Source organism: Kitasatospora sp. NPDC001309 (assembly GCF_042896295.1).
Classification (GTDB): domain Bacteria; phylum Actinomycetota; class Actinomycetes; order Streptomycetales; family Streptomycetaceae; genus Kitasatospora.
The window spans coordinates 1-20671 of the sequence record NZ_JBIAXC010000067.1 but is presented as its reverse complement, the minus strand read 5'-3'; the positions used below and the strand labels follow the sequence as shown (position 1 = coordinate 20671).

The following is a 20671-nucleotide window of genomic DNA, read 5'->3' as shown; positions in this document are numbered from 1 at the left end:
CATGTCCATCCAGTCGACCACCCCGATGAGCACCACCGACGCGCAGCGAACCGAGGCCACCCTTCGCCGTCTCACCCCACGGTGGACCACCCACGTCGTGCATACGATCGCCAAGTACGGCCCGGAGATGCGCGTTTCCGACGTCACTCGGCACTTCCCGGAGCTGTCGCAGTCGTACGTCAGCAAGCGGCTGGCCACGATGTCCGCCGCCGGTCTGGTGGTCCGCGACGGTGAGTTCGACCGCACAGCCCCCTATCGGCTCTCGTCGGCGGCCCGCACGCTCGGCCCCGTCTACCGCGCTCTCGCGCAGTGGTCCTCCGACCACATCGACCGCACCCCGCAAGGGCGGTACGACCGGGTCGAGGACGCCCTGCACCGCCTGCAGCTGGCGGACACCACCGAGACCATCCGCCTGCTCTCGGAGCACGGGAGCCTGCGCCTGACCCACCTGGCCGAACGGCTCGACTCCCCACCGCAGTTCGCGACGGTCCGGCTGAACCGCATGCAGGCGGACGGCCTGGTCGCCCGCACCGACAACCGGCACGGCGCCCCGTACATCCTCACCGATGCCGGACGGGCGCTCGGCCCCGTCTACACCGCCCTCCAGCAGTGGGACCACCGGCAAACCGCCGCCACTCCCCGCGCGGTGCCGGCCGCCGAGCGCACTCTGAGCTCCCCCGCGCAGTCTGTACGGACCGCTGCCGCACTGCGACGCAGCCCCGCCCCCTCCGCGCTGTTCAGCCACGCTCCGGTGCCGCAGCCGCGTGTCCCCGCCGGCTTCACGCAGGCCGCCTCCCCCTCGCGCGGCCGGTGAACGCCGTGAACTCCCGACTCAGAACGGCTCCCTGCCCCCAGCGCCCCGGGCCCGCACGCCGCCCCGCCAACGGCGGTGTGCGGGCCCGCTCCCCGCCACGTTCAGGAGCCTCCCCGTGTCCTCCGCCCCCTTCCTTGTTCGGCCGCTTCGTCTCGCCGGTCCCGGCGACCAGCGGCTTGTCACCGGCCAACTGGCCTCGGCACCCGGCTGGAGCCGCGCCCGTACAGCAGACGGGGGTGCCCTCTTCACCAGCCCCTGCCGCACCACCGTCTTCACCAGCTCCGGCCCGCCCGACACCCCGGGCACGTGGAGCGTCCACGGCTACACCACCTCCGGCTCGGAGCCGCTGTGGCGTGCGGTGTTCGGACCCGGCACGCCCGCCGAGATCACCGCTGCCTTCACCGCCGTCCTCGTCGACGGCTTGCGTAGTGGGCACCGCGACTACCTGTTCGGCGGACCACACCACCTCGACTGCACGCCCGCGTCCGTTCTCGCCGACCGCGGCTGGCAGCCCGACCCAGGGTCGAGGGGCTTCCACGACCAGGTCGCGCCGGACGGGACCGCCCTCTACCGGCACCGCGTCGGGCACCAGCCCGACGACGCTGAGATCGCCGGCCTGGTCCCGCCGTCGTGGAGCATGATCGCGGGTGACCCGCAACGACCCTCCTGGCGTGCGGACTTCACCATCGGCGTGCCGTTCTACCCGCTCGTGCACGCCGCCCTCGCCTTCAGCTCCTCCGAACCCGTCGAGCGGCCCCTCGGCGGGATCCCCGCCCGCCACCTGCCCCACGTCACCGCCCGCCGCGCCCCGACCCCGGCCCCCGCCCGACCGCCGCGCGCCCGCACCCCGCAGGGCCCCGCCGTCCCGCCCGCCGCGCTGCCGGTCCCCGGCGGAGCACGTCGGCGCTGACCCACGGAGAACGTCCATGCCGCACACCCCCGAAAAGCCCCGCGAGTACCGCGTCTGGCCGCGCTACCTCGCGGACACCAAGGCCGACGTCACCGAGGCCATCACCCCACTGATCAAGGCCGGGTGGGCCGCCACCAACGACGACCTGGGCAACGCCTACGTCACCGCGCCGGACCTGACCGCCCGCCTGGCGTTCCTTCCCGAGGGCCCGGACTCCACGCTCTGGAAGATCAGCGCCAGTCCGGAGCCGACCGTCCCCCAGTGGCTGGTCACCTTCGACGACCGGGTGCCCACCGAGATCGTCCGGGACTTCACCACCGCCCTGGCCGACGCCTACCCACGCGGACCCGACGCCTACCTCGGCGCCGGCCGACCCGCGCCGCACCGGGCGGCCGGACAGTGGGTGGACCCCGTCGTCCTCCAGAGCCCCGATCAGCTCGTCACCCGCTCGACGCGCCCCGGCTTCCTGCGGCACGCCGAGGAGATGGACGAGACCACCGAACGCTGGCTCTTCGAGGCCGGACCGCCCGATCGCCGCTGGTACGCCAGCGCCTCCTCGCACCTGCCTGCTCCCTTGCTGGAGACGCTCACCGCCGCCACCTTCGACCCGTCCCCGGTCCACCGGTACCTGCGGCGTGACCAGGTTGCACGCCTGCCCGTGAACGCCATCGCAACGCCAACCGCGCCGAGCCCCCTGGAGGTCGCACGCGTCAGGGCAGCCACCTCCCGCTCGCTCTCGGTGCCCCGGGCGGCCACGTCCGTGCTCGCCCACACCACCTCGACCCGTCCTCTCGCACTCCCGAAGCCTGTGCTCGCCGGCCGCGCCCGCTGATCCGCAAGGAGGACCAGGCCCTCACCAAGTCCCCTGAAAGCTAATCGAATTCAGGATCACGTACCGCCCCCGCTCCCCGAAGGAGATTCCGTTGAGCAAGTCCCTGCTCGGCCTGCCCCTCACCCGCACCGAGGCGACCACCCTGCGCTACCTCACCGAGGGCTACACCGTCGCCGAGATCGCCCTCCGGCAGAGCGCCTGCGCCGCCACCGTCCGCTCCCGCGCCGCCCGAGCCCGCCGCAAGCTCGGCGCCGGCAGCAACGACCACGCCGTCCAGCTCTACGCCGAGCAGCAGGCCACCGCCGCCCGCCACCGCTGAGCAAGCCCTCTTGGAGAACATCGTGTCCGATCCGACCGCTCTCGACCACGCCGACTCGATGATCGAGAAAGCCTGGGGCCGGCCGATCGCCGAACTGGAGAAGGCTTCGGTCCGCGTGCCCGTCGAGGACCCACTGCTGCGAACGGCGATGCACACGCGCTCCCACCTCGTCGTGGTCTCCAACGCCGCTGCCGTGCACCAGGAACGGTTGCACGCGCTCACCCGGCCCGGTCACGTCCCGGCCTTCTACGACCTCGACCGGATCACCCAGTCCGCGAGCGCACTGCGCACGGCCTACGCCGAGAGCAACACCGCCCTGCAGGCCATCAGCCACGTCATCGACGCCCGCGAACTCGCCCTCAAAGCCGAAGATGGCCCCGACGCTGCGCGCGTGCGGGCCGCCACCGCCCGCACCTCGCAGGCACCCCGTCCTCTGGGGCTGCCCGCGGACCAGCCCGCCCCGCCGGCCGCCGCCACTGCGGCCAGGTCCGCTGCGAACAGGCGTTAGCCGCCGGTCAGTTCGCCTCCCTGTCATGGCGGGTTCCCGGATCCACGGCGCCCACCACACGGGCCAGCTCCTCCACCGTCAGCTCCACCCGCCGCCCGTCCGCCAGCCGTGCCGCCACCGCGTCGCCCTGCTGCCGCTCGGTCCGGCTCACGGTGCGCACGGCCCACTGGCCCTCACCGATCACCGTGACGTCGCCCATCGTCCAGGCCCGCCCCGCGCTGCGGATCTTGCGCTCCAGCGCCGCCATGTCCCGGCCTCTGCTCGCCACCAACACCGTCGTCCCCCTTCACCCCGTACGGCCTCGCGCCGCAACTCCGGTTCAGCACCCGGGGGCTCCGATCCATTCCCTTCCAGTTCGCCCACGGCAGAGCCCGATCGCGGATAACGACTACGAACTTCGGGACGTCGCATGTCAAAGTACTCACGTCGCCGAAACCGCAGGTCAACGAAGGGACCGTACCTCCGTGAACACCCCCAGCAGCCTCCTGCCCGCCCCCGTCCGCACCGCCGCCCAGGACCGCCCCTGGCTCTCCTCCGACCACTGCGCGGAGCCCGTGCTCGCCCTCCTCAGTGGCCTCGGCTGGCCGATGGTCGACACACCGGAGGCGAACGTCCACTGCACCAGCCCGGACGGTCGGGTGTACGTCGGCTGGCTGCCGGAAGACCCCGGCGCCTGGCAGCGCGGCATCGTCTGGCGCATCCAGGTCCAGCCCACCGGCGCCGACGCCACGCCGTGGACCCAGGAGTTCGGCATCCACACGCCCTCCGAGGCCGTCGCCGGATTCCTCGCCGCGCTCATCGCCAACCCCACCCGCTGACCTCGGCCAACCCCTGCCCCCGGAGGACGTGTTGCCCACACCCCGCCTGAATCACCTCATCGCCAATGGCACCGAGCGCAACGCGCTCGGCTTCGCCCTGGCCGACCCGCACATCGCCTGCGCGGACGGCTTCTGCCTCTCGGTGCTCGCCCCCGACCCCGCCGACGTGCTCCTGCTGCCCGCCCTGACGCTGGAGGTCGGCTTCCCGACCCAGCGCCCCGAACCGTGGGACCGCTGGCGCGAATACCTCGAACACGCCGAGAACGAGGGCGACCCCACCGAATCCGTGTACCTGCACGTCCCGGTCGCCCTGGTGCGCGAGCTGATCGAGACCCACGGCGGCGAGATCCTTCCCAGCCCCCTCCGCATCCCCCGCCAGCGTCCGTAACAGGCCATCCCCGGCGGGCACTGTCCGACCGACCAGCCCACCACAGGAGAGCACGCGTTGACCTTCGTCCGCACCATCGAGTCCGCCCTCACCGACGAACTGCCCCACGGTGAGAGCCCCGTCGCCGGACGTCCGGTCTACCAAACCCTGCGGCAGCGCGGCCTCGCCTTCGAGCTCATCCACACCGGCGGCGGCTACTTCGCCCTGTCCCTGCTGGTCCCCGGTGGGGAAATCCTGGTCACCGACGACGACGGACAGATCGCGCGCCCCGCCGAGTTCCACTCCGCCTGGCTCGCCTGCTTCTACCCCGAGCCGACCTCGCCCTTCGATGCCGACGAGGAGGACGTGGTGGACATCTACGTCGGCGACGGAAGCCTCTCCCTCGCGGACGACTGCGCCGCCTGCGCCGACTCGGTCGCCCTCTGGCTCGCCACCCGCCAGGCCAGCATCTCGACCGGCCCGCGCATCGTCAGTCTCGACACCGAGGCTGCCGCCCCCGCCAGCGGCTCCCTCACCCTGGCCAGCTGACCCCTCGCCTTCAGTACGGCACGGGCCCCGCCGCGCGCCCGCCTCCGGGCACCCGCCGCAGCGGCGGGCCCTTCCCCCGCCTCTCCAGCAACTCCCGTTCCGACGAAGGGAATCCGCACGTGAAGCTCACCATCGACCCCACTCGCATCCCCGGCCCGGCCATCGCCGCGCTCGGAGCACTCAACGCCTTCTCCGTCCAACCAGGCTCCGCCGCCTTCGCCCTCAGCCTCTGCGTGACCGTCAGCGGCCTGCTGAGCGCCTTCGACGACATCCACGAGCTGGGCCTGCGCCGCGACCGGAAGGTCATCGCCCACCTCGCCAAGGTGCCGGACTGCGCCCGCGTGCGCCAGATCGGCAACGCGCTCGACTTGGCCGACCGCACGGTCGCCAGATCGCTCGACCGCCTGGCCGCTGACGGCCTCGTGGTGCGCGAAGCCGAGGGCGAGTCGCTGCCGATGCGCTCGTACCGGCTGGCCGACTGAACCAGCCGCGATCCCGGGCCGGACTGCCCGGGATGAACCGCCGACCAGCAGGGAGAGCCCCGCGAGCACCCACCACGTCGACTTCCACCCGGTGGTCGTCACCGCGACCACCGAGCACCAGGCGAGCCACGGCATCCTCGCCAGCGTTCACCTGCGGACCGTCCGCGCCGACCAAGTCCGCCCCGGCGACCTGATCGTCTCCGCCTTCGAAGCCGCGCAACCCGGACGACTCCACCGGACCGGCTACTTCGCCGCCGGCCCGTACCGGGCTTGCCCGGAGTCCTACGACCCCACCTGCGGCTGCGGCGTCTGCGGCCTCCCCGAAGTCCATGGCCCTGACGGCACCGTCGTCCTCACCACCGGCCATCCCTGGGACACCTGCGACCCATGGCCCGCCGACGACCTCGTCCTGATCCGCCCCCGCCGCGACCTGCACGGCATGGCACTCCCCTCTCCTGAGCTGACCGCCCCACCGACCACGAGGACCTGATGCCCGCCCACCGCGCCCCGCTGACCAACCACCATGCCGACCGCAGTCTCTGCCCGCCCGAGCACAAGCACACCAGCTCCGGCAAGCCGCTCCACCCCGACTGCCCCGGCCGCTCCTACTCCCAGGCTGTCTGCACCTGCGGCGGCTGGGAGTTCAAGGACTCCGGCAAGGGCTACGTCAACGAGTCCCGCAGACGGCACCTCGCCACCCACCCCAAGCCCGCCTCGAACGGCCCCGCCGTCCTGCGCGAACTGCTCCGCCTCGACCTCCCGTGACCGCTGCCCGCGCCCACCGCCCCTTCTCTGCTCGGAGACCCGCCATGCCCCAGCACTTCACCGTCGCCGACCTGATCGCCCGGCTCCAGAACCTCGACCCGACCCTGCAGGTCCGCCTCGCTGTCAACCCCGACTTTTCCTTCGCCCATTACGTCGGCGCGGACGTCGTCGTCCACAACGGCGCTGCCTACATCGGAGAGGACGGCCAGGAGGGCTACCTCCCGCCCGCCGTCCGCGACGAACTCGCCTGGCCCTGAACCACACCCGCCCGAAGGAGACCCGCATCCCCACCACCCGCCGCGTCGCCCGCCCGCAGCCGCTCGACCGCTTCGCGCTGCACCCCATGCCGTCGTGGGCGAGCGGAGCACTCGTCCGCCGCGTCCCCGCCGCCCCCGACCAGCCGGTAGACGTCCTCTGGCTCCCTGCCGCCGCGCCCAGGCTCCCCTTCGGCCGGATCCTGCTGCGGTGGGAGAAGGCGCCCGAGGCCGGCTGGGACGTCACCGCCCGCCTCGGGCTCGCCACCGGCGACGTCCACCTCGCCACCTGGCCCGCCGCCCCCGACGACTGGCCCCGCCTGGTGCGCCCCACGCTGTACGAGGTCACCGGCCTGTGCTCCGCCCTCGCCTTCGCCACCGCCGCCCTCGAACACGCCAACCACCACGCCGACTCCTGAGCACCACCGCACAAGGCCGCCCCGCGCCGAACAGACCGGGGCGGCCTCGCCGTACGCCCTCCCGACCGGCGGCGCGTACGCTCGTCCCCGAAGCACCGAGGAAGGACACACGCATGGCCGACGACCAGCAGCTCTGGGGCTACGCCGAGGTCGCCGCGCACCTGGGCATCAGCGTCGGCGCCGCCCGCAACCGCCGAAACCGCGGCACCCTGCCCGCCCCCGACGACACCAGCATCCCCGACCGGCCCCGCTGGAAGCCCTCCACGTTCCAGAGCTGGAAGCCGATCGGCCAGGGCCACCGAAGCGACCTCCACGACAACCCGGCTACCAACACCAGCAGCTGACGGAGTCCGCCGTGCCCACCTCTGCGATGCCCTCGCCCCCGTTCCCCGCGCCCGATTCCGCCGTGCTCGCCCTGATCGTCGCCAACGCCGTCAACTCCGTGCACTCCGGCGAGGCCAGCATCGAGCAGGCGATCCTGCACGCAGTCGTCCATGGCTGGTACGAGGGGCACATCGAGGGCGAAGACGCCTGCCCTGGCTGCGACTTCCGGGGCCCGATCCAACCGCGCTCGTGACCGGACAAGCCACAGGAGACCACCAACCGGTGACCGATCGCCCGATCCACCGTCCCGGCGCGCTCATCGTCTGCTGCACCGTCGCCGCTCTGGGCGCCGCCGCCGCTGTCCCGGCCGCCCGGGCCGACGCCTACGCAGTGTGCGCCAGTGGCCTGTTCGCCATCGGCGGCGGAACGCTGGCCGCCTACCGCACCGCCCGAGGCACCGAGCACCGTACCGACCACGCCGTCCTCGAGCAGCTCCGGCAGGACCCCGCTCTTGGCCCCGAAGCCCTCGCCGACCAGCTCGGCCTGCGCCCGGCCGCCGTCCGGCTCAGTCTTCGCCGGCTGACCGTCTCCGACCAGCTCCCCCCGTCCGCAGCGCCTCCCGGCTAGGGGTGCTGGCCACCAACGATGAGGACCGCCACCGATACCGGTGGCGGTCCTTACTGCTGTCCGCTCAAAGCTACCGGCGGAGAGTACTCATTCCGGCGTGTTGTATTCCCTCCGCGCTCCCGCTGGCTGGTATCTCAGTCCTCGGTCTCTGAGTCTGCGTCGACGGTCCGTCTGTACTCCCAGTGGTCCTGGTCCATCTGGATACCGAGGTGGATGGGTGCCGGGTAGCGGGTGCGGTAGTTCCAGTGAAGGGCGTGATCGCACAGGCGGGCGGCGGCCACGGCGTAGGCGACAGGGTCATGACCGTCGGGGAGGTGGAGGACGCTGATCTCCGTGGCGGTGTGGCCGTACCAGACTTCTGCCTGTTCCTCTGCCGAGGTACTGGCCCAGCGGGTGTATTTCTCCCCGGCGCGGGCGTGGCGCGAGCCTCCCTTGTACTGCTCAGGCAGGTTGCAGAGGATGAAGTTCCGACTGGTGCCCTTCATACGGAAGATTCCCGTGGAGAGCTTCCGCTCTTGGAATTCGGCCTCCCCTTCGTCCGTCTTCTCGAGTCGCTCGACGAGGGCGGGAGTCGCGACGTGCTCGGTGCCCGCAGTGACGCGGAGAACGGCTCGGGGGCGATGGCCGGGAGGGAGACTGAAACCTGGCAGGGCGGTGCGCTTGTCGAGGGTGCCGTCTGCTTCGGGTGTCCGGCCAAGGTGGCGGTTCGCCAGCAGCGGCCAGATGCTGCGGGCTTCGTCGCCGGAGACATAGAAGTTATAGCCAGCAGCGGCGTTGGCGAACGAGCCGAGTTCCCACAGGGCCTTGTCGATGGAGCGGGGCAGCTGTGCGTCGCGGCGTCGGCCTTCGGGAAGGCGGCGGGCACGGTGAAGGGTGTTGGCAGTGGCGTAGTCGAGCCAGAGCCCTCCGGGAGAATCCGCGTCGGGCAGGTAGGCAAGGGACTGCCACAGTCCGTCAGGACCGGGCACGAGTGCGACCAGGGTCCAGATGAGGCGCGGCTCCTCGGTCGCAGGGCCGCGACGATCACCGAGCTGTTGGCGCAGGTGCAGGCCGACGTGGACGAGCGGTTCCTTGATCCCGTTCGGACCGAAGGTCAGGGCGTCGGTCAGGCGGGGGTGGATCAGGCCGGCTGAGCGGTGGAGGTCGGCGATGGCCATGTGGCCGCGGTGGTCTCCTTCAAGTTCGCGCCCGAGCAGGTCGAGATCGGTGGTGACCTCGCGTTCCTTCTTCCGGGGGTTGCGCCGTCCGGGCTTGTGAGGGGTGAGGAACTGGGTGAGAACTCCGAGGCGGGCGAGTTCACGGACGGCATGCGGCTTGGCGTCAAGCTCGTAGGGGTCGATGACCGTGGAGTCGGTCTTGCGGGATTCGCGGCGCTGGCGGTCCCATACCTTGGCGTCGTACTCGGTCTCGCACAGGGCAAGCAGTCGGGTCCCTTCGGGGGCATCGAGTCCAGCAAGTTGCCGGGCCAGGGTGGGGCGCTGCTTGTGGTGGTCACCGTGTCGGAGGAGGTCGTCTGCGGGTTGCAGGAACGCCTCGACGTGGTCGTTCAGCGGTACTGGCGTTCCCTCGGGCATGCCGGTGGCGGCGAGGTCGGGGCGGTTGTAGTGGTAGGCGAGCAGGCGCTGCGTGCGGGTTCGCTCGTCCTGGTGGCGGTAGAGGACGAGGATCCGCAGGCGTTCGCGGCCGGCGGTGATGAGGATCTCGCCCAGGCGGGGGTCGTCGAGCAGGACGCTGTCGCGGCCTTGGTCGGTGCTGCGGCGGCTGCCGAAGGCGCGTCCGGCGACCTGTTCGGCTTGCAGCAGCGGTTGGTCGAGGGCGGTGCTGGCGTAGCGGGCGAGTTCGCGTCTGGAGTGCATGCCGTCGCCCTTGCCGATGGAGTACGTGCCGGAGAAGGGGATGAGGGCGCGCAGGTCGCCGGGTGGTCCGGTGAGGTCGCAGGAGCTGGGGGCGAGGAAGTCGGTTTCGTCGGCGGCGCGTGGGAAGACGTCTTCGCCGTGCAGGCGGGTCCAGGCGTCCAGGGCGAGGCGTGTGGTGTGATCGACGTGGGTGTGGTCGCCGCGGCCTCCGAAGGCGAGCTTGAGGAGGGGGCCGTCCGCGGCGCGGGGGGCGAACCAGCCGGTGCGGGCGCTGCGGAGGGTGTTGCTCAGACGGGAGACGACCGGCTGGATGGCGGCGACCGGAACGTTCAGCCCAGGGTAGGACTTTACGGCCACCTTCAGGCGTAGGGCTGCGCAGTGGTTGCGGGTCTTCCACGCTGGGGTTTCCTCGCCGGGGCTGTCGGTGTCCTTGTCGCCGTACGCGGCGCCCCAGGTGTTCGTCCACAACAGGTCGGTGTCCCAGACCAGGAGGTTGCGGTCCAGGTCGGGGCGGAAGCGGACGGTCTTGCCGTCGATCTGCCAGGGTTGGGCGGCAAGCTTGCTGGCGACGGCCCAGCTGGCTGCCCTCCAGGCCCATCCGGGGGCGTCGATGCAGCCGCCGGTGGGGGTGAAGTGCCCCCATAGCAGGGTCTCTTCGGGGGCGGTGCCGGCGATCAGGTCAGCGATCTCGCTCTGGTAGGCAAAGGAGAAGCGGTCGCGTTCGGTCTGCAGGAGCGCCTGTTCCCACAGGACGATCGCGTCGTGGAGGTCGTCGCGGTCGATGGGGCGGCTGGTGGCAAGGTATTTCGGTGGGTGTTCCTTGCTCTCGGGGTACAGGGCCGCGCAGGTGTAGCCGGTGGCACGAAGGACGGTGAGCAGTCCCGCGTAGGGCAGGTTTCCCTTGGACCCGGTGATTCCGCGGTACATCTGTCGAAGGGCTGGCCATGCTTTGTCGATCTTGTCGGGCAGCGGGTAGAGGTAGGTAGTACCGAGGAGGTTCTCGTCGGTGTGGGGGGCAAGCAGGGACAGCCGGGTCTGGGTACTCATCAGGGTCTTTCGTACTCGGCCGCGCTGGCGCGAGGCAGGGGGACGTGGACCAGGTGGGGCTGGTCGGTGGAGTGGGCGAGGTCGAGCCAGGCGGTGAGGGTGGAGCCGTAGGTGCGGCGCAGGTGGTGCTGCTGGTGCTCGGTGAGTTGGTCGTAGTAGGCGCGCAGCAGGGAGGGGTAGTCGGTGCCGAAGTGGGTGGCGAAGAAGGCGTTGTCGACGAGGTAGAGCTGTACGGGGGTGCCTCCGCGGCGGGCGCGTCCGGCGAGCTGGATCATGTCGACGAGGATCCCGGCGAGGACTTCGATCTTCAGGAACTTGGGTAGGCGGGACAGCATCGGGCTGGCGCTGAGGAGTTGGTACAGGCGTTTGTGGGCGGCGCGGCTCTGGTCCGCGAGCATGCGGGCGGGGTCGGGGCCCGCTCGGCCGGCGGCGATTCCGGCGGCGCCGATGCTGGCGTACATGGATGTCGGGGAGTGGAGGTCTGCGGGGGGTCGGGTGGCGACCCAAACCGAGGCGAGGGCGGAGCGGTCGGTGCCAGGGACGAGGATGTTCAGGGCGCGGGCGACCAGGCGCATTGGTGCGCAGATCACCTTGACGTTGGGGTGGGTGAAGGGGAGGTCTTCGAGCTGGTCGACGGTGATCATGACCACTCCCTGGGGTGGGGCGACCCCGCCTGGCGGCGTGTTCTTCTTTTTGACCACCACGGCGATCCAGGAGGGATCGGGGATCACGGAGGCGATGCCGGCAGCGAGGACCATGGCCTGGCTGTAGGCGTTGGAGACGACCATCGCGCGGGCCCGGTCACGTTCGTGGTTCTCCAGGTATCTCAGGTGTTCGGAGAGGCGGTCCGTCCACAGGCGGGCACCGAGGTCGAGGAGCCGGGCGGGCTTGCTGGCCTGGTCCTGGCCGCCGATGGCGATGGGGTTCCAGCCGTTGGGGGTTTCGGAGACGTTGCCGGCCCTGGCGGTGACCGACCCGGGTGTCGCGTCGGTCATCACGTAGGCGGGCAGCGTGTGGAGGTGCTCCTTGGCGGCGCCTGGGAAGTACGCGGTCGCGGACAGGGCCAGGATGCTGCGCTCCACGCCGGCGGTGGCCAGGGCGATGGTTCCGCCGAGTTGGACGGTGCTCGTGTGGGGGTCGCCGCTGAGGGCCTGCACGGACAGGCGGCCTCCGCCGTGCTGGTCTTTCTCGACCTTGAAGCCGATCAGCTGGTAGCCCAGCGGGCCGAAGGGCAGTGCAGGATTGCGGTTGAAGGTCCCCAGGGCCTTGGCGAGGTCCCGGCCGGCTGTCATCTGCTCTCGGCGTCCCATGCCGGCCAGGACGGCCTTGAGGTGCCGCAGGGATTGGCGAAGGCTGCCGAGCCAGGCACGCACCAGCAGGGCGTTGGTGATCTCGCGGCGTTCGTGTCCGGGGACGCCCAGTTTGGCCAGCGCCCTGTCGATTTGAGTCTTCACCGGGGGCAGGGCGTCGTGGCTTTCGTCGCGGCTGACGGCCTTCTCCAGCAGCGCGGCCAGGTGGGCGTAGCGGGGCGGAGGAGGGTTCCTCTTCTTTTTCTTCCGGTCGGGGAAGATCTTGCGGAAGTCGCGGTAGACATCGGGGTCGATCGGCTGGGTGATGTCCACGTGCAGCAGCTTGTCGAGCAGCCACCGGTCCCACGCTCCGGGCACGTGCCAGCCGGAGTTCAGCCGGTCGTCGTCATCGTGCTCGGCGGGGTCCAGCCACAGGTCGCCTTCCAGGACGTAGTTGAGGAACTGCTCGCCCAGGCTGCGGGCCTTGAACAGGACGGGGACCAGGCGCCGGTCGCTGGCCGCGTCCAGGACCTCGCGTTGCCGGTCAACCTCCACCAGCAGCGATGATCTGTGGGTTCCCCGACTGGCCAGGGTGAACTCGTCCGTGCCCATCTCGCACCAGCTCTGTTGCATCCGGTCGACTTCGTCGACCAGAAGCACCGGGTACCGGCGCATCACAAACTCCAGGAGGCTGATGCGGTCCAGCACGCCCTTGTCCGTCTCCACAGGCACTGGCACCGACCCGCCCAGCAGGTTGTGATGGTTGGTGACGATCACATCCGCGTCCACGGCCTCGCGGATCAACGCGTACTTGCCGCACACGCCCAATCGCGGGCAGGCGTGCGCAGGGCCGGGTCCCTCGCGGTCGTCCGCGGCATCGGCCGGCCTCAGCGACAGGCACGGTTCAGCGCCGCGCCGCACCGGCTCCCCGTCCGTGAGCCACGTCGACAGGTCGCAGCCGTAGGCCAGTTCCTCGAACCGCTGCTCGCGGCCCTGGACCAGGGCCCGCCCGGCCTGCTCGGCCAGCCGGTAGCCGGAGACCAGCGGCACGACCTTCAGCGTCGGATGAGCGAGAGCGAACTCGGCGGCGGTCTTCCGGACGTGGTCGTCGTCTTGCCGGATCTGTTCGTCGAGGGCATGCCGAGTGAGTTCGCCCTCGGTCTCACGCATGTGCTCGGTGTTGCTCAGGCTCTCGTGGATCTGGCCGACGACGACCGCGACCGGCCCGGCCCGGTTCTGGGCCAGCAGAGGCGCCGCAGCCCTGAGCAGGACGCTCTTCCCCACTCCGGTCGGCGCGTTGACGACCGTGACCTTGCCTGCGGGCATCCGCAGCCGGGTGACCTTGCGGTCGTCCAGGTCCAGCAGCCGTCCGAAGAACCGGCCCATCAAACCGGGCTTCCAGCTGTTGCGCGCGTTCGCGGCCACGTGCCGGCCCACCGCCCGGAGCATCCGGCGGCGCGACAGGACGACCTCCTCGCGGTACGGGGCGGTGCGTACCCGCAGTGGAGTGACTCCGTCCTCGCCTTCCCCATCCGGGATCGTGACGACGGAGTCCTTGCCGAACGCCCACTTTCCGGCGGTGGCAACGGGCTGCGGGCCACGGCTGCGGTAGTAGATCTCCTCCGCCTCGCGCAGCAGGCCCCGCGCGAGCGTCAGCGGTTGCTGCGCGTGGGCGACGAGCAGGTACTGTGCCTTGCTCCGCTCAGTGCCCTCCGGCATCCGGTACAGGCTGTCCGGCTGGCAGGCCCACCAGCACGCAAGCTGATGGAATTCCTTCCGATCAGCCAGCTCTGGAGGCCGAACGTGCCAGTAGTCACCGGCGATCTCCCGTACCCAGCGAGGAAGTTGAGGCCAGCGATCCCACAGATCGGTGCGCGCGGCGGCGAAGACGTGTGCTTGGTCCAGCGGGACAATCCGCCTCCCCTGGGGGTCGACGAACCCGAAGTACTCGTCCGCCAGCGCCAGCGGAATGGCCAGCGCGAGCTTCCGCAGTGCCCACTCGTCCTCGGCCTGGTCCCTCACCGCACACCCCTGGCAGCGCGCTTGACCTGCTCGACGAGGCGGGTGAGCGTGAGCACCTTCGTCCTCCGCCCGGTCAGCCGAGTCTTGAGATACGCCACCTCGTGGCCCTGGTGGTCCGGAAGGACGATGAAGAGCGCGTAGGGCTTCGGCTCGCGTTCCAGCAACGCCTGGGCGAGAGCGGCGGCCGACGCCCAGTCCTTGGCGTCCACCCGCCATGTCCGGACCGGCCGTCCCGGCAGCGCGACCGTGATCCTCAAGTCGTACTCGTCGGGCCGCAGTTCGCCCGGCCACATCTCCACCCATACGTGGGCCTGGTCTTTCAGCCGGTCACGCAGTTCGATCTCCAGCAGGGTGGGCAGTACCCCGTACCGCCACACGGGACGGCTGAGCGCCAGGTGATCCACACTGGCGGGAAGACCGACTACCGGCTCCGACGCCCTGCCCGTACCCACCAGGGCCGGCGCCACCCCACGCCCGCCCCGTTCCAGGGACAGGCGGTAGTGCACCCCCCGAGCCCGGTGCGCCTCACAGCGCACCTCGACCTCCTGACAGGTCTCCACCACTCGCATCGGCCAACGGCACTTCGGGCACGGGTACCACCAGCCCCCCAGCTGACACCACGGCCAGTCGCTGACCGCCTCGAAGAAGTCGAAGCGCATCCACAACCGATCCCACCGCTTGCGCAACACCCGCAGCGGCCCGGCCGGGCACTCCGCCAAAAGGGCTCGCGCCTGCCGGTACTCCTCCGGCTCCAGCCGACGCATCACCTCGAACAGACGCCGCTCCTCCTGCTCCGCCCTCACCCGCGCCCAGGGCCAGTGACGATCCAGCGCCGCCTGCGGAACAAGATGCTCCCGACACAGGTCCTCCAGCGCGTCACGGACCAACCCGGCACCGTCCAACAGCCGCAACTCACCGAACCGGTCATCGACGTCACCCGGCGGCGGCAGGAGCGGGCCAAGCGGGCCGCGTAGGCCCTGGCGGAACTCGCTCATCCCCAACTGCACGGCCCTACCAGGCGGGTGGGCTGCACGCAGCGCGCCGAGACAGTCCATCAGCATTGCTGCCCGCCGTACGGCCTCCAGCCCGGCGTCCGTCTCAGCTGCTACTGCCAGGCAGCAAGCAGTCAATGCCTGCTCCCGACGAATCCGCACGTCATTGCGTTCCGTTAGCGCCACACGCACAAGATGGCGCACAAACAAGGAGCTCTGCGACATAGGCTGCATTCGTGCACGTACATACCACTCGCACAGCCCATCAGCGCCACCAAGCCCGCCCTTCGGCGATCACCAGTGCCCCGTGGCTCTGGGCCGCCGTTGGCGGTGGAGCTTTTCCGAGCAGCATGCCGCCCGCGACACCGCGCGGAAAGTGGCAGTGGTTCCTGCCCGTTCGCACGCTCGATGCGGGCTGGCGACTGGTCGAAAAGGCTGTACATGAAGGCAAGCTGGGGCCAAGCGCCAAGGTCGCCACGCTCGGAAACCCCTTCGACGGAGACCCCACCCGCCGACCGGTGATCATCTTCACCGAAGACTGCAACGACGAAGAGGACATCCGTCGAGTGCTGGTCGCACTGCGAGACCTCGGCGTCAACGACGCGCTCGCCTATAAGACGGATGAAGCGACCAGACTGGGCGAGTACGGCGGCAGGGTCAGCACCTACACCAGCCCCACCGGCACCACAAAGCTCGTGCGCCGCACCCCGCGCTACGCCGCATCTGCCTAATCCATCACGAACCAACCCAGCGCCGGACTTCAGGGCCCCGGGCACCCAGGACTGGTCCGGCATATCCGTTCTGTTGTCTCCAATGCAACATCGTTGCATCGGTTACGCGCCTCGGTCCTGGTGCCGGACGAGGGGGCCGACTCGGAGACTCTGTTGGTTAAGGCTGGCTCTTCTGCGTGACGTTGGCCTTCACCACCCGGTTGTGGGTGGTGGAGGCCAGCGTTGTGTTCGGGGAGGGTGTCGGTGTCGTTGCGTGTGTTGGGGCTGGGGGAGATTCCGGCGGAGACCGCGCGGGTCGCGCGGGTGGTGTGTCCTCGTGGTGCTTTCGCGATGCGGCTGCGGGAGGAGTTCGCCGAGGTCTTCTCGGGGGAGGCGTTCGCCGATCTGTATCCCGAGCGGGGACGCCCCGCTGTCGCGCCGGGCGTGTTGGCCCTGGTCACGGTGTTGCAGTTCGCCGAGGGGCTGTCTGACCGGCAGGCGGCTGACGCCGTGCGCACAAGGATCGACTGGAAGTACGCGATCGGCCTGGAACTGACGGATACCGGGTTCGACTACTCGGTGCTCAGCGAGTTCCGGTCGCGGCTGCTGGAAGGCGGGAAGGCCGGCGAGGTCTTCGATCTCGTCCTGAGGCTGGCCAGGGAACGCGGGCTGCTGAAGACCGCGGGACGGCAGCGGACCGACTCCGCCAGGGTCCTGGGGGCGATCACGGGACTGAACCGGCTGGCACTGGTCGGGGAAAGCCTGCGGGCCGCCCTGAACGCGATCGCGGCAGTGGCGCCGGATTGGCTGGCTGACCGGGTGGACCCGGAATGGTTCGCCCGCTACGGCCACCGGGTCGAGGAGAACCGGTGGCCCAGGAGCAAGGACAAGCAGCGGGCCTGGACGGCTCAGGTCGGCGCGGACGGTGTGCGGCTGATGACCGCGGTCTTCGCCCCCGACACGCCACGCGAGGTGAGAACGCTTGGGCCGGTCGAGGTGCTGCGACAGGTCTGGGTGAAGAACTACCAGGTCAGCGAAGGCGAGGTGCACTGGCGGGAGGAGAAGGACCTCCCGCCGGGGAGACTGCAGCCCTGTTCGCCCTATGACCTGGACGCCCGCCGGGGAGCCAAGGCCGGTTCCGGATGGGCCGGCTACCTGGTCCAGCTGACCGAGACATGCGAGCCGGACGCGCCGAATCTGATCACACACGTCGCCACCACGGACGCGGCGGTCAACGACTCCAAGATGACCCAGGCCATCCAGGCGGACCTGGCCGCCCGCGACATGCTGCCCGCCGTCCACCTGGCCGACGGGAACTACATCGACGCCGACAACATCCTCGCCGCCGAGCGTATGGGCGTTGAACTGCTGGGGCCGATCCAGGGAAACACCACGGTCCAGGCCAAAGGCCGGTTCGCCACCGACGCCTTCGCCGTCGACTGGGACCGTCGGCAGGTGACCTGTCCCAACGGCATCACCACCGATCAGTGGTATCCCCGCACCAACTCCAAAGGCACGGAGGTCGTCCGCGTCCGGTTCCGCCATAGCGAGTGCCGCCCCTGCCCCGACCTGCGTTCATGCGTCGGATCGGCCACCGGCCAGCGCCGGGAGATCATGCTGCGACACCATGACGAGCACCAGGCGATCCGGCAGAACCGCGCCGCGCAGGAAACCCGCGAGTGGCGCGACCGCTACCGGCAGCGCAACGGCATCGAGGCCACCGTCTCCCAAGGAGTCCGTGCCTTTGGCATGCGCCGGTCCCGTTACCGCAGCCAGCCCAAGACCCACTTCCAGCACTTGTTCACCGCTGCGGCGATGAACCTCGTCCGGCTCGATGCCTGGACCAGCGGCACACCCCGGATCGGCACACGCGTCTCCCGCTTCGAGACACTGAGGCCCGTCGCCTGACGGCGACGGGCCTCACGGAGGGACCAGCCTTAACCAACAGAGTCTCGGAGTCGACCCCCTCGGAAAACAGCAGGCCAGTAGCCTGTGCCGGTCATGGTGAGTGTTGCATTCGATGCAACACCGCTCGTTAGTCGAGGTAGATGCCGGCGAAGGTGCCGTCGAAGCCGAGGGCCACCCGCCCGGCACCGGTCGAGGGGTGACGGGTCCAGGTCGGTTCGGCGATCAGGGCGTCGAAGTCCTTGCGCGTGATCTCCGGCTCCAGCCAGTCGTTGCCGCAGCGGCAGCACACCCACACGTCGCGGCGGTGGTTGAGCAGCAACCAGTCCCTGCGGGCCCGGCAGGCAGAGCACGTCACCGGCATGCCGCGCAGCGCCAGTTCGGCCGGGTGCAGGATGCCCCGGACAGCTTCCGGGCCACTGGGAGTCTGGGTCTCGTACTCCAGCTGCCGGAGCGGGTCGGAGCCGACCGGGACCGGGGTGGTGATCGGGGCCGGAGCGGTGGTGGTGTGCTCGGTTCTGGTCACGTGCTCTCCGTTCGCGGTGCTCGGGTACTTGCGTAACACCTGGTGGAACCGGGTGTCGAGGGGTTTCGGGACGGCTGGCCGGAGCGTTTCCCGGGTCAGCGGCGTGGTGCCGGGCGGCGCGGGTCGGTCACGGGCTGGGCCGGTGCCGGCTGGTTGGTGCGCGCCTGTGCCGAGGCGGTCCGGGCCCGGGTGCCAGCGGCCGTACGAGTGCGGGGGCGTTCAGGGTTGGCGGGCAGGTCAGCGAGGCGGCGGATGCGCCAGACGAGGACGTCGGTGGTGTTACGGGCGGTTTCCAGCTCCCGGCGATGGACGGCCTTCTCCAGGAGGGCCTTGGGGTCGTGGCCGGCCTTTTCGGCTTCCGCGAGGACGGCGGCCAGGGCGTCGTGCTCGTGGGCCTGGCCCTGCTGGGTGGCCGTGTCGCCGAGGACGGTGCGGATGGTGGTGCCGTGGCGGCGGCGCTCGCCCTCCGGGAGGGCGCGGCCGATCTCGCGCATGGTGCGCATGGGGGTGGCTGCGGCCTGCTGGTAGGCGGTGCGCAGGTGTTCGGCGGCCTGGCGGGAGGCGGCGGCCTGCTGGGCGTGGCCCCTCGCGGAGTGCCAGCGGGCTGCGGCCAGAGCGACCAGGACGAGCGTGGACAAGACCATAGCGGTTGTGCCGCCGTCCTCTCCACGTCCGAGCGCACTGCCGGCGTGGACGATTCCGCGGGCGGCCGAGCGCAGGGCGCGGATGTCGGCGTTCTCGGCGCGAACGTGGCTGCGGGTGGCGCGTTCGAAGGCGCGGGCGGCGTCTCGCAGTTCGGTGCGGGTGGCGGCTGGGGAGGTCTGGGCGAGGGCGTCGAGGATTTCACCGGCGCCGACGAGGTGGGCGGCGGCTTCGTCGTCGTCCTGGTCGAGGACTGCGGCGGCGCGTTCGGCGGTGCCGGCAGCTTCTCGGCGGCGTCGCGCGGGAGCGGAACGGCCGGAGCGGGTCGGGCGGTTGTCCGGCTCCGGGGTGGCGGTTGCGGGCGCGGTGTCCAGGCGGCGGCGGATGCGCGGGAGGGAGAGGTCGGGGGCCAGGGTGCTGCCGGGGAACCAGATCGGCTCGCCGTCGCGGTTGCGGTCGCCGGGCAGGGCGACGCTGTAGCCGAGGACGTCGCCGGAAGGGGCGTTGCGCAGCTTCACGCGAAGGCCGGCCTCGCGCAGCCGGGTGAAGAACTCCTCCTCGCCGGCGGCTCCGGCGACGGCCTGGCGGACGGCTTCGCGCAGGCTCTCGCGCGGGGTCTCGGTACGGCCGGTGCGCTCGGCCTTCCACTGTTCCTGGCTGGTCGGGTTCTTCGCGGCGGTGCCGTCGCCCGGGTTGAGCTGTCGCAGGCCGTACTCCTTCTCTATGAGGCGGGCCTCGGCCTGGGCCTTGCGCTTGTCGAAGCTCAGGGCGGCCAGGCGGCCGTCCTGGCGGACCAGCGTGGCGGCAATGTGGATGTGGTCGTCGGCGTGGCGGACGGCGACCCAGCGGCAGGCGGCGGTGTCGCCTTCGGGGGCGATGCCGGTGGCGTGGACGATGCGCCGGGCGATGGTGGCCCACTCGGCGTCGTCGAGGTGCCGGTCACCGGGGGCGGTACGCAGTGAGCAGTGCCAGATCTTGTTGTCCGGTGCCCGCTTGCCGAGGGCCTTGACCGGCTGGTCGAGCTGGTTGGCGAGCTTGGCGACCAGGTGCCGCTCCGGGTTGGGGCCCGGGTCGGGCGCGAAATTGTTCCAGGAGGCGACCAGGTGCTGGTTGGTGTGCTCCTCGTGCTTGCCGGGTCCGAAGAGGTAGTCGATGAGGGGGAAGGAGCGGTCGGTGCCGGTGCGGATCTTGGGGATCACCGGCGGACCATCCAGGCGACCGCGTCGTCGACCGCGTCGATGGAGGCTTCGACGCGGGCCAGGAGCTGCCGTAGCTCGGTGCCCGGCTGGCCGCCGGCGTTCACGTAGTGGGCGAGCTGGTTGAGGTTGTTTCCGACCGCGCCGAGCTGGCGGTTGGACTCCATGAGTTCCTGGATGCCGCGCCGGTAGTCGGCGACGGCGGCGCTGGGGTCGGTGCTGGTGGCGGCAGCGAGGGTGGCAGCGGCGGAGAAGCCGCCTGGGGCGAGGTCGGCGTGGTCGGCGGCCTGCTGTACTGCTGCCCACTCCAGTTCACTGAAGCGCAGGCTCACGCAGGTGCGGCGCTGGGTGGCGTGGCGGGGACGGCGGCGGCGCGAGGCGGCGCGAGCGGTTGCTGGCGCGCTCTCCTTCTCTGTCGGCACCCCTGGGCCGACTCCCCGGTCGGGGGGCGGCCCCCCCGGGGGGGCCGCCGCCCCGGGTGACACCCACCCCGTCGGG

Annotated in this window: 25 protein-coding genes; 18 read left to right on the top strand and 7 right to left on the bottom strand. The window is 70.9% G+C overall.

The annotated features are described in order from the left end of the window. The first annotated feature begins 1 nt into the window (after position 1). From ACFY2K_RS40020 to ACFY2K_RS40000, 5 genes are all read left to right on the top strand, one after another. Complete coding sequence (locus tag ACFY2K_RS40020) at positions 2-814, top strand: winged helix-turn-helix transcriptional regulator (protein ID WP_387717588.1); 813 nt, start codon at positions 2-4, stop codon at positions 812-814. A gap of 115 nt (positions 815-929) precedes the next feature. After that, positions 930-1724 (top strand): DUF317 domain-containing protein, encoded by a 795-nt coding sequence (locus ACFY2K_RS40015; protein ID WP_387717586.1) that lies wholly within the window; start codon positions 930-932, stop codon positions 1722-1724. A 16-nt stretch (positions 1725-1740) separates the two neighbouring features. Next, complete coding sequence (locus ACFY2K_RS40010; RefSeq protein ID WP_387717584.1) at positions 1741-2556, top strand: DUF317 domain-containing protein; 816 nt, start codon at positions 1741-1743, stop codon at positions 2554-2556. Between the two features lie 91 nt (positions 2557-2647). After that, positions 2648-2875, top strand: coding sequence for a LuxR C-terminal-related transcriptional regulator (locus ACFY2K_RS40005; RefSeq protein WP_387717582.1), 228 nt, complete (start codon positions 2648-2650; stop codon positions 2873-2875). Between the two features lie 22 nt (positions 2876-2897). Further along, positions 2898-3383 carry a hypothetical protein gene (locus ACFY2K_RS40000; protein WP_387717580.1) on the top strand — a complete coding sequence of 162 codons (486 nt, stop codon included), beginning with the start codon at positions 2898-2900 and terminating at the stop codon, positions 3381-3383. A 7-nt stretch (positions 3384-3390) separates the two neighbouring features. Here the strand turns inward: ACFY2K_RS40000 and ACFY2K_RS39995 are convergent, their stop codons facing one another. After that, the gene (locus ACFY2K_RS39995; RefSeq protein ID WP_387717578.1) at positions 3391-3651 is read right to left on the bottom strand and encodes a hypothetical protein; all 261 of its coding nucleotides are present in this window, start codon (positions 3649-3651) and stop codon (positions 3391-3393) included. Between the two features lie 196 nt (positions 3652-3847). On the opposite strand from ACFY2K_RS39995, the gene ACFY2K_RS39990 reads away from it, so the two are divergent. The 11 genes from ACFY2K_RS39990 (at position 3848) to ACFY2K_RS39940 (ending at position 7988) form a co-directional block, all read left to right on the top strand. Continuing rightward, positions 3848-4201, top strand: coding sequence for a DUF317 domain-containing protein (locus ACFY2K_RS39990; protein ID WP_387717576.1), 354 nt, complete (start codon positions 3848-3850; stop codon positions 4199-4201). Positions 4202-4232: 31 nt separating this feature from the next. Continuing rightward, positions 4233-4589, top strand: coding sequence for a hypothetical protein (locus ACFY2K_RS39985; RefSeq protein WP_387717574.1), 357 nt, complete (start codon positions 4233-4235; stop codon positions 4587-4589). A 57-nt stretch (positions 4590-4646) separates the two neighbouring features. Continuing rightward, positions 4647-5117 (top strand): hypothetical protein, encoded by a 471-nt coding sequence (locus ACFY2K_RS39980; RefSeq protein WP_387717573.1) that lies wholly within the window; start codon positions 4647-4649, stop codon positions 5115-5117. Between the two features lie 119 nt (positions 5118-5236). Then, positions 5237-5599 (top strand): helix-turn-helix transcriptional regulator, encoded by a 363-nt coding sequence (locus ACFY2K_RS39975; protein ID WP_387717572.1) that lies wholly within the window; start codon positions 5237-5239, stop codon positions 5597-5599. A 91-nt stretch (positions 5600-5690) separates the two neighbouring features. Continuing rightward, on the top strand, positions 5691-6089 hold the full coding sequence (locus ACFY2K_RS39970; RefSeq protein WP_387717571.1) for a hypothetical protein: 399 nt from the start codon (positions 5691-5693) through the stop codon (positions 6087-6089). Then, a complete protein-coding gene (locus ACFY2K_RS39965; RefSeq protein WP_387717570.1) occupies positions 6089-6364 on the top strand; it encodes a hypothetical protein in 276 nt (91 codons plus the stop codon). Before ACFY2K_RS39970 ends, ACFY2K_RS39965 begins: the two co-directional genes overlap by 1 nt. A gap of 44 nt (positions 6365-6408) precedes the next feature. Further along, on the top strand, positions 6409-6621 hold the full coding sequence (locus ACFY2K_RS39960) for a hypothetical protein (protein WP_387717569.1): 213 nt from the start codon (positions 6409-6411) through the stop codon (positions 6619-6621). An 86-nt stretch (positions 6622-6707) separates the two neighbouring features. Continuing rightward, entirely contained in the window at positions 6708-7037 is a 330-nt protein-coding gene (locus ACFY2K_RS39955; protein WP_387717568.1) for an esterase, read from the top strand. Between the two features lie 113 nt (positions 7038-7150). Then, positions 7151-7381: a MarR family transcriptional regulator gene (locus tag ACFY2K_RS39950; protein ID WP_387717567.1), complete on the top strand. Its 231-nt coding sequence runs from the start codon at positions 7151-7153 to the stop codon at positions 7379-7381. An 11-nt stretch (positions 7382-7392) separates the two neighbouring features. Then, complete coding sequence (locus tag ACFY2K_RS39945; protein WP_387717566.1) at positions 7393-7614, top strand: hypothetical protein; 222 nt, start codon at positions 7393-7395, stop codon at positions 7612-7614. A 29-nt stretch (positions 7615-7643) separates the two neighbouring features. Further along, a complete protein-coding gene (locus ACFY2K_RS39940) occupies positions 7644-7988 on the top strand; it encodes an AsnC family protein (protein ID WP_387717565.1) in 345 nt (114 codons plus the stop codon). Positions 7989-8122: 134 nt separating this feature from the next. On the opposite strand, the gene ACFY2K_RS39935 is transcribed toward ACFY2K_RS39940, so the two are convergent. From ACFY2K_RS39935 to ACFY2K_RS39925, 3 genes are all read right to left on the bottom strand, one after another. Then, complete coding sequence (locus ACFY2K_RS39935; protein ID WP_387717563.1) at positions 8123-10891, bottom strand: RNaseH domain-containing protein; 2769 nt, start codon at positions 10889-10891, stop codon at positions 8123-8125. Then, positions 10891-13899 (bottom strand): hypothetical protein, encoded by a 3009-nt coding sequence (locus tag ACFY2K_RS39930; protein WP_387717561.1) that lies wholly within the window; start codon positions 13897-13899, stop codon positions 10891-10893. The genes ACFY2K_RS39935 and ACFY2K_RS39930 overlap by 1 nt, the downstream gene beginning before the upstream one ends. Before the next feature lie 299 nt (positions 13900-14198). Beyond that, complete coding sequence (locus tag ACFY2K_RS39925) at positions 14199-15197, bottom strand: hypothetical protein (protein ID WP_387717559.1); 999 nt, start codon at positions 15195-15197, stop codon at positions 14199-14201. A 347-nt stretch (positions 15198-15544) separates the two neighbouring features. On the opposite strand from ACFY2K_RS39925, the gene ACFY2K_RS39920 reads away from it, so the two are divergent. Beyond that, positions 15545-15925, top strand: coding sequence for a putative phosphothreonine lyase domain-containg protein (locus ACFY2K_RS39920; protein ID WP_387717557.1), 381 nt, complete (start codon positions 15545-15547; stop codon positions 15923-15925). Between the two features lie 243 nt (positions 15926-16168). After that, a complete protein-coding gene (locus ACFY2K_RS39915; RefSeq protein ID WP_387717555.1) occupies positions 16169-17812 on the top strand; it encodes an IS1182 family transposase in 1644 nt (547 codons plus the stop codon). 127 nt (positions 17813-17939) lie between these two features. Here the strand turns inward: ACFY2K_RS39915 and ACFY2K_RS39910 are convergent, their stop codons facing one another. From ACFY2K_RS39910 to ACFY2K_RS39900, 3 genes are all read right to left on the bottom strand, one after another. Next, positions 17940-18335, bottom strand: a complete 396-nt coding sequence (locus ACFY2K_RS39910; protein ID WP_387717553.1) for a hypothetical protein — start codon at positions 18333-18335, stop codon at positions 17940-17942. A 95-nt stretch (positions 18336-18430) separates the two neighbouring features. Continuing rightward, positions 18431-20176 (bottom strand): relaxase/mobilization nuclease domain-containing protein, encoded by a 1746-nt coding sequence (locus ACFY2K_RS39905; RefSeq protein ID WP_387717551.1) that lies wholly within the window; start codon positions 20174-20176, stop codon positions 18431-18433. Beyond that, positions 20173-20595 carry a MobC family plasmid mobilization relaxosome protein gene (locus ACFY2K_RS39900; RefSeq protein WP_387717549.1) on the bottom strand — a complete coding sequence of 141 codons (423 nt, stop codon included), beginning with the start codon at positions 20593-20595 and terminating at the stop codon, positions 20173-20175. The genes ACFY2K_RS39905 and ACFY2K_RS39900 overlap by 4 nt, the downstream gene beginning before the upstream one ends. Positions 20596-20671: the final 76 nt, after the last annotated feature.